9 protein-coding genes and 1 pseudogene are annotated in these 13,057 nt (G+C 60.0%); 5 read left to right on the plus strand and 5 right to left on the minus strand.

What is annotated here, in order from left to right:
• Positions 1 to 571 precede the first annotated feature (571 nt).
• The 3 genes from mexE to LOY38_RS15080 are packed head-to-tail and all read left to right on the plus strand — an operon-like array spanning position 572 to position 6,450.
• The gene (gene mexE / locus LOY38_RS15070) at positions 572 to 1,825 is read left to right on the plus strand and encodes a multidrug efflux RND transporter periplasmic adaptor subunit MexE (protein WP_258695902.1); all 1,254 of its coding nucleotides are present in this window, start codon (positions 572 to 574) and stop codon (positions 1,823 to 1,825) included.
• Positions 1,826 to 1,840: 15 nt separating this feature from the next.
• Positions 1,841 to 5,032, plus strand: a complete 3,192-nt coding sequence (locus LOY38_RS15075; protein WP_258695903.1) for an efflux RND transporter permease subunit — start codon at positions 1,841 to 1,843, stop codon at positions 5,030 to 5,032.
• Positions 5,029 to 6,450 carry an efflux transporter outer membrane subunit gene (locus LOY38_RS15080; RefSeq protein ID WP_258695904.1) on the plus strand — a complete coding sequence of 474 codons (1,422 nt, stop codon included), beginning with the start codon at positions 5,029 to 5,031 and terminating at the stop codon, positions 6,448 to 6,450. The genes LOY38_RS15075 and LOY38_RS15080 overlap by 4 nt, the downstream gene beginning before the upstream one ends.
• 207 nt (positions 6,451 to 6,657) lie before the next feature.
• Here the strand turns inward: LOY38_RS15080 and LOY38_RS15085 are convergent, their stop codons facing one another.
• From LOY38_RS15085 to LOY38_RS15095, 3 genes are read right to left on the minus strand one after another with little or no spacing between them, the layout of a single operon-like run.
• On the minus strand, positions 6,658 to 7,623 hold the full coding sequence (locus LOY38_RS15085) for an HlyD family secretion protein (protein WP_258695905.1): 966 nt from the start codon (positions 7,621 to 7,623) through the stop codon (positions 6,658 to 6,660).
• A gap of 4 nt (positions 7,624 to 7,627) precedes the next feature.
• Positions 7,628 to 7,828 carry a DUF1656 domain-containing protein gene (locus tag LOY38_RS15090; RefSeq protein ID WP_258695906.1) on the minus strand — a complete coding sequence of 67 codons (201 nt, stop codon included), beginning with the start codon at positions 7,826 to 7,828 and terminating at the stop codon, positions 7,628 to 7,630.
• The gene (locus LOY38_RS15095) at positions 7,818 to 9,965 is read right to left on the minus strand and encodes an FUSC family protein (protein ID WP_258695907.1); all 2,148 of its coding nucleotides are present in this window, start codon (positions 9,963 to 9,965) and stop codon (positions 7,818 to 7,820) included. The genes LOY38_RS15090 and LOY38_RS15095 overlap by 11 nt, the downstream gene beginning before the upstream one ends.
• A 146-nt stretch (positions 9,966 to 10,111) precedes the next feature.
• Here LOY38_RS15095 and LOY38_RS15100 point away from each other — a divergent pair.
• Together LOY38_RS15100 and LOY38_RS15105 are read left to right on the plus strand one after the other, a co-directional pair.
• Positions 10,112 to 10,210 (plus strand): annotated as a pseudogene (locus tag LOY38_RS15100) (bestrophin); the annotation flags it as partial.
• A gap of 76 nt (positions 10,211 to 10,286) precedes the next feature.
• Positions 10,287 to 11,342, plus strand: a complete 1,056-nt coding sequence (locus tag LOY38_RS15105) for a tetratricopeptide repeat protein (RefSeq protein ID WP_258695908.1) — start codon at positions 10,287 to 10,289, stop codon at positions 11,340 to 11,342.
• Between the two features lie 76 nt (positions 11,343 to 11,418).
• Here LOY38_RS15105 and LOY38_RS15110 read toward each other — a convergent pair whose 3' ends face one another.
• Both LOY38_RS15110 and LOY38_RS15115 read right to left on the minus strand, forming a co-directional pair.
• Positions 11,419 to 11,796, minus strand: a complete 378-nt coding sequence (locus LOY38_RS15110) for a response regulator (RefSeq protein WP_007905602.1) — start codon at positions 11,794 to 11,796, stop codon at positions 11,419 to 11,421.
• A 44-nt stretch (positions 11,797 to 11,840) separates the two neighbouring features.
• Positions 11,841 to 13,055: a hybrid sensor histidine kinase/response regulator gene (locus LOY38_RS15115; protein WP_258695909.1), complete on the minus strand. Its 1,215-nt coding sequence runs from the start codon at positions 13,053 to 13,055 to the stop codon at positions 11,841 to 11,843.
• Positions 13,056 to 13,057: the final 2 nt, after the last annotated feature.

The following is a 13,057-nucleotide window of genomic DNA, read 5'->3' on the forward strand; positions in this document are numbered from 1 at the left end:
CACAGCAAAATGTTCGACAGTTCGTTTGAGGCGCCCACTCTAGGGAGTAGCGCTGTCTTTCGTAAGTCAAATGAAACACCAACCCTGATCAAGGACAAATCACAATCAGATAACAGGATGCTTTCCTACAGGAAATGCAGGAAATCTTGTCGAAGGACGTGCCTGTGGCACGCATGCCATTACGGCAGACCAGTCATTCCCTGACCCGGTTGTTGCTCCCTGAAGAGGCCTGATCCTACGTGGAAGAATTTATGGGTATCAACGGGCTTTTCCGACTGTTTCAACGCAGGCGACGGCACATTCGAGGTCCACACGCTTAGGTAGACTCTCCGAGTTGGCGCTTTCCTTGACGTAAGAGGCCGTATGCGTTTCAAGCCAATCCCTTACACTCCCTGCAACACTGATTTGTCATCATTTCATTTGATAGCCCACCAATGGAAGGTGCATGCTAGAGGGCTCGCTTCGGTCTTATATCATTCCGAATGATAGTTACCTTTGCTTCATTCGATTCGTGCCATACAACCCCGCCAAGCATCATCCGCCCATTCTCAATAAATTGGCGGATGCTTCCATGGAACAGTCACTCAAACATTTGCGCTTCCCCTTGGCCCTGTTGGCCGTATTGGTGATGAGCGCCTGCGGCAAGACCCCGGACGCTGCCGCCACCATGCCCGCGGCCAAAGTCAGCGTAGCCAAGGTGCTGGAACAACCGGTCAACGAGTGGGACGAATTCACCGGGCGCCTTGAAGCGCCGGAAACGGTAGAGATTCGTCCACGGGTCTCCGGCCAGATCGATGACGTGGCCTTCACCGAAGGCGCGCTGGTCAAAAAAGGCGACCTGCTGTTCCAGATCGACCCGCGCCCCTTCCAGTCTGAGGTCCGCCGCCTCGAAGCTCTGGTTGCCCAGGCTCGTGCCACGGCCACCCGCAGCGAAAACGAAGCTCAGCGCGGCGAACGTCTGCGTACCAGCAACGCGATTTCCGCCGAACTCGCCGACTCGCGCACCAGCGCGGCTCAAGAAGCCCGCGCCGCCGTCGGCGCCCTCCAGGCACAACTGGACCTGGCCAAACTGAACCTGAGTTTCACCCGCGTCACTGCGCCCATCAGCGGCCGTGTCAGCCGTGCGGAAATCACCGCCGGCAACCTGGTGACCGCCGATACCACCGCGCTGACCAGCGTGGTCTCCACCGACAAGGTCTACGCCTACTTCGACGCCGACGAGCGTGTGTTCCTCAAATACACCCAGCTCGCCCGCCAGGGGCAACGCGGCGCAACCACGCCGGTTTACCTGGGCCTGTCCAATGAAGACGGCAACCCGCACCAGGGCCAGATGAACTTCGTCGACAACCAGGTCAACCCGAAGACCGGCACCATCCGCGGTCGCGCGGTGTTCGACAACAGCGACGGCACCTACACCCCTGGTCTTTACGCACGCCTGAAACTGGTGGGCAGCGGCACTTACTCCGCCATGTTGATCAATGACGAAGCGGTCGGTACCGACCTGGGTAAAAAGTTCGTGCTGGTGATGGATGCCGACAACAAAACGACTTACCGCCCCGTCGAGTTGGGTCCGAAGATCGAAGGGCTGCGCATCGTGCGCAGCGGCCTGAACAAGGACGACACCATCATCGTCAAGGGCTTGCAACGGGTTCGCCCTGGCTCACCGGTCACCCCTGAAGTGATCCCGATGGCCAGCAAGGAAACCCTCGCGGCCCTCGCTCAACAACGACAAGCGCTGGAAGCCAGCAACCTGCCCCAAGTCGCACCTGCCAAGGTCGCGCCGGGCACGGTTGTGAAACTGGCTGCTGCGACTCCACGCGGTTAAGGGACAATTACTCCGATGAATTTTTCCCAATTCTTCATTTCACGGCCGATCTTTGCAGCGGTACTGTCGCTGCTGATCCTGATCGCCGGCGCCATCTCGCTGTTCCAGTTGCCGATCAGCGAATACCCGGAAGTCGTGCCGCCGACCGTTGTGGTCCGTGCCAACTTCCCGGGCGCCAACCCTAAAGTCATCGGTGAAACCGTGGCCGCTCCTTTGGAGCAAGCCATCACCGGCGTCGAGAACATGCTGTACATGTCCTCGCAGTCCACCGCTGACGGCAAGATCACTCTGACCATCACCTTCGCCCTGGGCACTGACCTGGATAACGCGCAGGTACAGGTTCAGAACCGCGTGACCCGGACCGAGCCCAAACTTCCCGAGGAAGTGACACGCATCGGTATCACCGTGGACAAGGCTTCGCCCGACCTGACCATGGTTGTGCACTTGACCTCGCCGGACAAACGCTACGACATGCTCTACCTGTCCAACTACGCCTTGCTCAACATCAAGGATGAGCTGGCGCGTCTGGGCGGTGTCGGTGATGTGCAGCTGTTCGGGATGGGCGATTACTCGCTGCGGGTGTGGCTTGATCCGAACAAGACCGCTTCGCGCAACCTGACCGCCACCGATGTGGTCACCGCGATTCGTGAACAGAACCGTCAGGTCGCCGCCGGTGCCCTGGGCGCTCCGCCAGCACCGAATGCCACGGCGTTCCAGCTGTCGGTCAACACCCAAGGCCGTCTGGTTTCCGAGGAAGAGTTCGAGAACATCATCATTCGTTCCGGCGAAAACGGTGAAATCACTCGCCTGAAAGACATCGCTCGCGTCGAACTCGGCTCCAGCCAATACGCCCTGCGCTCGTTGCTGAACAACCAGCCAGCAGTGGCGATCCCGATCTTTCAGCGCCCTGGCTCCAACGCGATCCAGATCTCCAACGACGTTCGGGAGAAAATGGCCGAGCTGAAGAAGAACTTCCCGGAAGGCATGGACTTCAGCATCGTCTATGACCCGACAATCTTCGTGCGCGGTTCCATCGAGGCGGTGGTTCACACCCTCTTCGAAGCGCTGATCCTCGTTGTGCTGGTGGTGATCCTGTTCCTGCAAACCTGGCGCGCCTCGATCATCCCGCTGGTGGCGGTGCCGGTTTCGCTGATCGGTACGTTTGCCGTGATGCACCTGTTCGGCTTCTCGCTGAACGCCCTCTCGCTGTTCGGGCTGGTACTGGCCATCGGTATCGTGGTCGACGATGCGATTGTGGTGGTGGAGAACGTCGAGCGAAACATCGGGCTGGGATTAACGCCCGTAGAAGCCACCAAGCGTGCGATGCGTGAAGTAACCGGCCCGATCATCGCGACGGCGCTGGTGCTGTGTGCGGTGTTTATTCCGGCTGCGTTCATCTCCGGCTTGACCGGGCAGTTCTATAAACAGTTTGCCCTGACGATTGCGATTTCGACCGTGATCTCGGCCTTCAACTCGCTGACTTTGTCGCCGGCGTTGGCCGCCGTGTTGCTCAAGAGCCACGACGCGCCGAAAGACCGCTTCTCCAAGGTTCTGGACAAGATCTTCGGTGGCTGGTTGTTCCGTCCGTTCAACCGCTTCTTTGACAAGGCCAGCCATGGTTATGTCGGCACCGTGGGTCGGGTTATCCGCAGCAGCGGTATCGCTCTGCTGGTGTACGCCGGCCTGATGGTGTTGACGTTCTTCGGTTTCTCCAACACCCCGACCGGTTTCGTACCCGGCCAGGACAAACAATACCTGGTGGCCTTCGCGCAACTGCCGGACGCCGCGAGCCTGGACCGTACCGAAGACGTGATCAAGCGCATGTCCGACCTGGCCCTGAAACAGCCTGGCGTGGAAAGCGCCGTGGCCTTCCCGGGTCTGTCGATCAACGGTTTCACCAACAGCCCGAACGCCGGCATCGTGTTCGTCACCCTGAAGCCTTTCGACGAGCGCAAGGATCCGAGCATGTCTGCCGGTGCGATTGCCGGTGCATTGAACGGCCAGTACGCCGGGATCCAGGAAGCCTACATGGCGATCTTCCCGCCGCCGCCGGTACAAGGCTTGGGGACCATTGGCGGTTTCCGCCTGCAGATCGAAGACCGGGGCAACCTGGGCTATGACGAGCTGTACAAAGAAACCATGAACATCATCACCAAAAGCCACAGCGTGCCGGAACTGGCCGGTCTGTTCACCAGCTATACCGTGAACGTGCCGCAGGTCGATGCCGCCATCGACCGGGAAAAAGCCAAAACCCACGGCGTGGCCGTCAGCGACATCTTCGACACCCTGCAGATCTATCTGGGCTCGCTGTATGCCAACGACTTCAACCGCTTCGGTCGCACCTATCAGGTCAACGTTCAGGCCGAGCAGCAGTTCCGCCTCGAATCGGACCAGATCGGTCAGCTGAAAGTGCGTAACAACCGAGGCGAGATGATTCCGCTGGCGACCTTCATCAAGGTCAGCGACACCTCGGGGCCAGATCGTGTAATGCACTACAACGGCTTCATCACCGCGGAAATCAACGGTGCGGCAGCCCCCGGCTACAGCTCCGGCCAGGCCGAGAAAGCCATCGAGAAACTGCTCAAGGACGAATTGCCCAACGGCATGACCTACGAATGGACCGACCTGACCTACCAGCAGATTCTGTCCGGCAACACGGCCCTGTTCGTGTTCCCGCTCTGCGTACTGCTGGCGTTCCTGGTGCTCGCGGCTCAATACGAAAGCTGGAGCCTGCCACTGGCGGTGATCCTGATCGTACCGATGACCCTGCTGTCGGCCATTACCGGGGTGATTGCCTCGGGCGGCGACAACAACATCTTCACCCAGATCGGCTTGATCGTACTGGTGGGACTTGCGTGTAAGAACGCGATTCTGATCGTCGAGTTTGCCAAGGATAAACAGGAAGAAGGCCTCGGCCCGCTGGCAGCGGTACTGGAAGCTTGCCGTCTGCGTCTGCGGCCGATCCTGATGACCTCCTTCGCGTTCATCATGGGTGTTGTGCCTCTGGTCTTCTCCAGCGGTGCCGGTGCCGAAATGCGTCATGCCATGGGTGTGGCGGTGTTCTCCGGGATGCTCGGGGTGACCTTCTTCGGTCTGTTGCTGACGCCGGTGTTCTACGTACTGATTCGCAACTTTGTGGAGCGCGGTGAGCAACGCAAAGCGGCCAAGGCGCTGAAATTGGAAAAGCAACTGGAGGCGCAACAATGAGCCTGAAAGCCTTCCTGCCGAGCCTTCTGGTACTGGCACTGAGTGCCTGTGCCGTCGGCCCGGATTACAAAACCCCAGCCACCGAGGCGGCCAACATCACGGCCGCCACCGATGGCAGCGCCGGTCAGAAGAACTTCGACCGCGCCCGTTTCGAAGGCATCTGGTGGCAGCAGTTCGAGGATCCGACCCTCAATCAGCTGGTGACGCAATCCTTGCAAGGCAACCGTGATTTGCGCGTGGCCTTTGCCCGCTGGAAAGCGGCCCGGGCGATTCGTGATGACGCCAGCAATGACGCCATGCCGACCATCACCAGCCGCGCCAGCAGTGATTTGGCCAAAGGGCAGATTCCCGGCCAGACCACTAAACGCGTCAGCAGTGAACGCTATGACCTGGGCCTGGACATGGCCTGGGAACTGGACTTGTTCGGTCGCATCCAGCGCAACCTGGAATCCAGCGACGCTGAACAGCAGGCGGCCGAAGCCGATCTTTACCAACTGCAAGTCACCATGATTGCCGAACTGGTGGACGCCTATGGCCAACTGCGCGGCGCGCAGTTGCGGGAAAAGATCGCCCTGGCGAACCTGAACAACCAGCAGGAGTCGCGCAAGATCACCGAAAGCCTGCGTGATGCCGGTGTCGGCGATCAACTGGACGTAGTCCGCGCCGATGCACGCCTGGCGTCTGTCGAAGCCAGCGTGCCGCAACTGCAGGCCGAACAGGTGCGTCAGCGCAACCGCATCGCCACCCTGCTGGGTGAGCGCCCGGACAAGCTGACCGTCGACCTGAGTCCAAAAGACTTGCCGGCGATCGCCAAAGCCCTGCCAATCGGTGATCCGGGCGAACTGCTGCAACGGCGTCCGGACATCCGCAGCGCCGAACGCAAATTGGCGGCCGCCACCGCCCGTATCGGCGTGGCCAAGGCTGATTTGTTCCCACGGGTCAGCCTCAGCGGCTTCCTCGGCTTTACCGCCGGGCGCGGTTCGCAGATCGGCTCGTCGGCAGCCAACGCCTGGGCACTGGGCCCAAGCATTACCTGGGCGGCGTTCGACCTGGGCAGCGTGCGCGCCCGTTTGCGCGGCGCCGATGCTGAGGCCGAAGGCGCCCTGGCGACCTACGAGCAGCAAGTACTGCTGGCGCTGGAAGAGTCGGAAAACGCCTTCAGCGATTACGGCAAGCGTCAGCAGCGCCTGGTCTCGCTGATTCGTCAAAGCGAATCAAGCCGCGCCGCTGCCGACCTGGCCGATATTCGCTACCGCGAAGGCACCGTGGACTTCCTCGTGCTGCTCGATGCTCAACGTGAGCGTTTGGCGGCAGAAGACACCCAGGCCCAGGCCGAAGTCGATTTGTATCGCGGCATTGTCGCGATCTACAAAGCCCTCGGCGGCGGCTGGCAGCCAGAGACGGTCGCCAGCAAGTAATGATTTAAGAGCTCCTTTGGTTGGCCGCAACCCAACCAAATTTTTTGCCCCGCGCCTCATTCGGTCGCGGGGCTTTTTTTTGGCTGCATGCTTGTTGAATCCACCACATTCCCTTGTGGGAGCGGGCTTGCCCGCGATGACGATTGCACATTCAGCATTGATGTTGGCTGACCCACCCTCATCGCGGGCAAGCCCGCTCCCACAGGGTTAGCGGTGTTCTTGAGTCTCGCGGCTTTCCAGGATTGTCACGGTGGCCGTGGTCCCGGCACGCAGGCGGTTTTTAGCGACATAGTCGGCGTCGATCTGAATCCGCACCGGCACCCGTTGTGCCAGCTTGACCCAGGTGTAACTGGGGTTGATGTTGGCCAGCAGGCGACTTCCCGGGGAGTTCTCGCGGTCGGCAATCGCAAAAGCGATGCTTTGCACGGTGCCGCCGAAGGTCTCGCCGCTCATCAACTCTACCCTGACCCGGTCGCCCTCCTCGATTCGTGGCAGCTTTGTTTCTTCAAAGTAGCCGCTGACATAAAACGAGTCGCTGTCCACCAGCGCCAACAACGCGCCCCCGGCAGTGGCGTAATCACCCTGACGCGTCAGCAGGTTGGTCACGTAACCACTGACAGGCGCTGCGACCCGCGTGCGCTGCAAGTCCAGCTCGGCCTGAGTCAATGCGGCGATCGCCAGTTGCACGTTGGCTTGTGCCAGGCCCAGATTAGCCTGATTGCGCAACAGCTCAGCCTGCGCCACAGCCACTTCGGTACTGGATTTTTCCCATTCTTCGCCGGAGATCGCGAAGCGCTGCTTGAGGGTTCGACGGCGATGCTCTTCGCTTTGCCGCTGTCTGAGCAGCGCTTCGCTGGCGACAATCGTAGCTTCAGACTGGCCAAGCGAGGCTTTCGCGACTTCCACCGAACGTTTGGCATGCTCCACTGCCAGCGTGTAACGAGCCGGGTCGATCTCCAGCAACAACTGGCCCTTCTCAACATGCTGGTTGTCTTGAACACCCAGGCTGACGATGCGCCCCGAGACATCGGCGGACAACGTCACCACATCGGCGCGAACCCGTGCATCCCGGGTCCAGGGTGCGCGGGTGTAATGCTCCCAGGCGAACCAGCCGAGGATGAAGGCCAGCACTACCACTGCCAGGGTCGCGAGTCGGGCAAGGATCGTCTTCAAGGCATCAGGCTCCCATCACCAGGACCAGGGTTGCGCATACGCAGGCATATAACGCGCCTTCGAACAGGGCTTCATGCCAGACGAACCGCAGCACGCCAAAGCGGCGCAAGATCCAGTCCAGCAGCAGGAAAATCGGCAGGGCCAGCAGTAAAGCCTGAGCAATCGGCGGCAAGTAGACGCCACCCAATTCAAAATCAATGGGCAAGGGCTGGCGCTCCTTCCGTTTGGGCGGGTTGAAAGTATTGGCGATGTCGCTCCAGAAACGACACCACGATCAACAATGCCACGCGCATCCTGAATACCGACCACAGGTGTTCATGAACGTCCAAATGCAAGTCGTCCAATTCATCGCCCAAGACACGCAAGTTTCCGAGCAGCGGCTCGAGGTCAATCCCGGGGCGCCCGGCGATCAATCGTCCGGTCTCCCGGACGGCAGCCAGCAAACGGTTTTGTTGTTCTGTACTCAGCAACGTGTTGCTTTGCCCCTGTTGCCTGAGCTGGTTCAAAGCCACACCCAGTGCCATACACCCGAGGCTGACTTCGAACAGCTCGCTGGAATGCTTGTCGTTGGTAGCCGGCAATAGCCCCAGCATCATGGTCAGGCGATCGACCATGCGGCTTTCAAACGCAAATTGCTGTTCATCGGTGGCCGGCGTCTTCAGCAAAGCGTAGACCTGTTCGCAGTTTTCATTGAACAGCCGGTGTATCCGCAAAACGGGCCTGAACGGAAAGATCAAGGCGTAGACACTGAGCGCCAGCGCGGTTGCGCTGATATACGCACCGGCAAACTCGAACCACGCAATGGCACTGTTTTGGCCAACTCCTGCGTTTTGAGGGCCCAGCAACAGCATTGTCGTCAGTCCAAGACCAATGCCTGTGCCCGTGGTTGACGGACTGGACAGCCCCACCGCGACGGCATACAGCAATGGGGCAAGCAACAAGGCGAGTAACTCGAAGTTACTGATCATCGGTATGAGCAGGAACAGATAGAGCGCCGACACCACCAAGGCCAGACCCAGCCCCCTGGCAAAGCTTTGCGCGGCCAGCAACGGCCGCGGAAAAGTCGCCATCAGCGAACAGAGAATCCCCACCACAATCATGCCGCCACGGGCACCGTCCCAAGCGGTCTCGATCCAGATCAGACCGGCCACCAGCAACGCGGCAAATGCCCGGATTGCATTCATTGCCGCCAATGTGAAGTCCAGATGCAGCGGATTTTCCTGGCCAAGGAACACGCAACTGGCTTCACGCCCTTCCTGGATCGCGTCGCTCAGTTCCAGAACATGCCCCAGTTGCTCTAACATCCGTGCCTGCTCCCAGCGCAGTGCCCAGGCCAATGAACGCAGGGTGGCAGGCATCGTCTCGGTGAGTTGTTCGGCCTTGTAGGCCTGGTCATCGAAGCGCTGTTGCAGTGCGGCGAAATGGTGCCGTGCCTCGCTCGACAGTGAACGCCCTTGCAGGGCCAACTCATCGAGAAACGCCAGTTCTTCGGCGCGCAAACGTTGTATCTCTTCCGGCAACGCGCCTTCCCAGCGTTCAGTGAGCAGTAGCCGCTGGTGACGCAAGGCCGTCAACCGCGAAGTCAGCAGCACCAGTTGATTGCCCAGCAGTTGCACCAGACTATTGGCGCTGCGCAACCGTGGCGCATCGTAATATAAATGCCGACGTACCCCCTCCAGAGCGCTGATTGCACCGAGCAGCTGCATCTGCCGCCGATGGAAATCGGCCTCACTTTCTTCGGTTCGGATGACGGCGGCAGCGTGGGTCGCGAGCAGCTTGATGACCTGATCGATCTTGGCGAAGTAATCCCGCGCCACCGCTTCCGGCCGCGCCGTGAGAAGGCTGACCACGCACACGCAAGCCACCGCCAAAAGCGTCTCGGTCACACGAGTGACCGCCAGCAGGAACGTGCCCTCCTGATCGGGCACCGCCAGCAGCGCCACGACTACCGCCGTGTACCCGCTCAGAACAAATGCCTGGGAACTGGTGTAGCGCAACAGGGTGCCGCCGGCGGTACAGAATGCCAGCCACAAGGCCAGGGTGAGGATGAAAGGCAGGGGCGCCTGAGGAAAGATCGCCATGATCAACACCGCCACCACCGCTCCGAACGTGGTGCCGATGACCTGGCCAAAGCTTCGGGCCAGGGCCATGCCACCCAATGGTTGGCTGACGATGACCACCGCCATGATCGACCACTTGGGCTGTTCAAGGTCGAACAGGAAGGCCAGATACAGCGTCAGCAGGCCGGCCACAATGGTCCTCAGGGCGAACAGCAGTACCTCTCGCCCAGGGTTGAGGATCGCCTTGAAGTATTGAAGCAGCGGTTGCATGGGAGCGCTCATCGAGTCCTATCAGCAAGCGTAGTCATTGCTGCAGGGCCTCGACAGGTTTCAGTGCCGACAAAACCTGTAGGCAAACTCGCCGATGGGCACGCTTATTTTGATAGACCCCGTCGATTACTCTGTCAGCCATACCAATTGGAGAACGATCTGCCATTGTGCGCACACTGGAGCGCGAAGTGCTGGCAGCGCTGGGGCACACCGATTTGCCACCCGCTCTCGAACCCGACGACTACGTGCTGAATTGAGTCAGGGTTTGACTCACAGCCCTGCCTGACCGAAGCTGGTGACTTTGCAAAAGCCCGCCAGCTCCCGGATTCCTGCATGCCTCAGTCCCGCCGCTATCTGCTCCTCAGCCTCTGCGTACTGCTTGCCCTCGCCCTCGCCTGGTTTTTCCTGCGTAGCACGACACCTGTGGTGCCGGAGGCAATCAGGCGCGGCTACAGCGAAGCGCTGACCCAGGCACGCGCGGGGCAACCGGGAGCGGCGCGGGTCCTTTACCAGCAATTGAGCCGCCCTGACCTGTCAGCCAAGCGCCGCGTCTGGCTGCATGCCGAACTGCCCAACTACCCCAGCCCCCAAGCTCTGAAACTGGCGGATGCGGACCTGCAACATCCATCGGCGGATGTGCGCATCGCGGCCATCAAAAGCGTCGGCGGGCTGGTGCCCAATGGGCAACGCAGTCTGTTGCTGGGGCCCTTGCTCGATGACAGCGACCAAAGCGTCCGGTTTGCGGCGGTCAACGCCTTATTGGGCCTGTCCCCGGATGAGCTGGGGTTGTATTTCGGGCCGTTGGAGCAAGCCATCGACGCTTGGGAACAGGTCCTCAAGCGTCAGCCGCAAAGCGCTGAAACCCAGTACCAACTGGCGCGTCTGCATTTGCACAATGCCGAACTGAAGGACGCGCAGCAGGCACTGGAGCGCACCTTGCAACTGGCGCCCGGCAACCTGCCGGCGCTGGTGATGCAGATCGAAGTGCTGGATAGACAGGGCCAAAGCGATGCCGCCAGGCAGTTGTTGGCGAAGCAGTTAAAGGCCCAGCCCGATTCGGCCTACCTGCAACATGCGTTGGGGCTCTGGCTGCTGCACCACGGGCAAAGTGAGTTCGCCCTGCTCGGGCTGTCCAAAGCTGTGGAACTGGAGCCGGACAACAAGGACTACCGTTACGACCTGGCCACCACGCTGCATGGCGAGCAGGAGCTGGAAGCGGCGCAGAACCAGTTGCAGGAAATCGTCCAGCGCCACCCGGCCGATCGCAAGGCGCGCGTGCTGCTGATCAACTACTGGAAGGAAAGCGGGCAGTTGCAGAACGTGCAGATCCTGTTGGCGCAGCTGGAGCAGCTCAATCCGGATGATCCGGCGTTGCAGCAAGGGCTTTAGATCAAGATCAAAAGATCGCAGGCTGCGCCAGCTCCTACAGGGCCGTGCGGTCAGGATTGATCCGTGCGACGCAGCTTCAGGAGAGCATGTCCTGCATGATCTGCTGCAACACATCCAGATCGAACGGCTTGCCCAGGATCGGCGCTTTGCGGGTGATCGGGCTGTCGGTCTCGCGGATTTCCTGCGGGTAACCGCTGATAAAGATCACCTTGAGCTCCGGTCGCAACTTCACCGCAGGTTCGGCGATCTGTACGCCAGAAATCCCGCCCGGCAGGCGGAAGTCGGTGATCATCATGTCCAGGTGCGGCTTGCTCGCCAGAATTTCAAAGGCTTGCTCGCCGTTTTCGGCTTGCAGCACCCGATAACCCTCACCCGACAAATAAGCAGACAACACCATCAAAATCGAAGGGTCGTCCTCGACGATCAGTACCACATCTTGCGCATCTTCACTCATGGAAAGCCTTTGTTCGGTCAATTGCTGCTGATACGACCGTATGGTCACACAGAGGTTGCGTTTATCGGGCTGTTTTCCTGCAGCGGCAGACAAACGCGAAACAAGGCGCCTTCGCCAATCCGGCTCTCGACAGTGATGGAGCCGCCATGGGCGGCGACAATCTGCTGCGAAATAAACAGCCCCAGGCCCAGGCCCGCCACAACGGTCTTGGCGGAAACCCGCTCGAACTGCTGAAAAATGCGCTGCTGATTCTCTTCACTGATCCCGATACCGCGATCCTGAATCTCAACCCGCGCTTGCCCGTCGTGATTGTACACGCGTACGTCGATCGGATTCCTGGAGCCATAACGCAACGCATTGGTCAACAAGTTGGAAATCACTTGTTCGATACGGAACTCGTCCCAGCTGCCCACCACGGGCTGGTCGGCGGTCAAGGTGACCGATGAGGCTGCGGCCTCGACCTGGGGTGCGAAGTTCTGCAGGAGATTCTTCACCAGTTGCACCAGGTCAAACCGACTGGGGCGGATCGACAGCTTGCCGGTGCGGATCCGTGACACATCGAGCATGTCTTCGATCAGGCGGATCAGGCTTTTGATCTGCCGCTCGTCGCGATCGACCATGGCGTGCATCTTGTCCAGGGTGAACGCCGCGGCGTTCGCCCGCGCCAGATGCATTTTGCGCAGCTGGGTTTCCAGAATCAGGCCATTGAGCGGCGTACGCACCTCATGAGCGACGATGGACATGAAATCGTCACGCATGCGCACCGCTTGCTCCAGCTCATTCCGGGTGGTTTGTAACTGTTTGAGCAGCGCCTCCTGCTCACGCCGACTTTGCTCCAGCGCTTCGACCTGCTGCTTCATCGCCTTGCTCTGGCGATACAGGTCGACGAAGACATTGACCTTGCTCTTGACCGCGTGAACATCCAGCGGTTTGTACAGGAAGTCCACGGCCCCGCTTTCGTAGCCCTTGAACGCGTAATTCAGCTCGCGGCCGGCCGCACTGACGAACACAATCGGGATGTTTTTGGTTTTTTCCGTGCCGCGCATCAATTCGGCCAGTTCAAAGCCGTTCATGTCCGGCATCTGCACATCGAGAATGGCCATGGCGAATTCGTGTTGCAACAACAGCGACAACGCTTCGTCAGCGGACAGGGCTTTATAGACGATACGGTCCTCACGCCTGATCAAGGCCTCGAGCGCCAGAAGGTTCTCCGGCAGGTCGTCGACGATCAGCAATTTGGCCTGAATGTTACTTGGCATGC

This window comes from Pseudomonas sp. B21-015 (assembly GCF_024749285.1).
Classification (GTDB): Bacteria; Pseudomonadota; Gammaproteobacteria; order Pseudomonadales; family Pseudomonadaceae; genus Aquipseudomonas.

Coding starts and splice junctions, on each gene's coding strand:
- LOY38_RS15075 (WP_258695903.1), top strand. CDS start 1,841: ATGAATTTTTCCCAATTCTTCATTTCACGGCCGATCTTTGCAGCGGTA.
- LOY38_RS15115 (WP_258695909.1), bottom strand. CDS start 13,055: ATGCCAAGTAACATTCAGGCCAAATTGCTGATCGTCGACGACCTGCCG.
- LOY38_RS15105 (WP_258695908.1), top strand. CDS start 10,287: ATGCCTCAGTCCCGCCGCTATCTGCTCCTCAGCCTCTGCGTACTGCTT.
- LOY38_RS15080 (WP_258695904.1), top strand. CDS start 5,029: ATGAGCCTGAAAGCCTTCCTGCCGAGCCTTCTGGTACTGGCACTGAGT.
- LOY38_RS15095 (WP_258695907.1), bottom strand. CDS start 9,965: ATGAGCGCTCCCATGCAACCGCTGCTTCAATACTTCAAGGCGATCCTC.
- LOY38_RS15110 (WP_007905602.1), bottom strand. CDS start 11,796: ATGAGTGAAGATGCGCAAGATGTGGTACTGATCGTCGAGGACGACCCT.
- mexE (WP_258695902.1), top strand. CDS start 572: ATGGAACAGTCACTCAAACATTTGCGCTTCCCCTTGGCCCTGTTGGCC.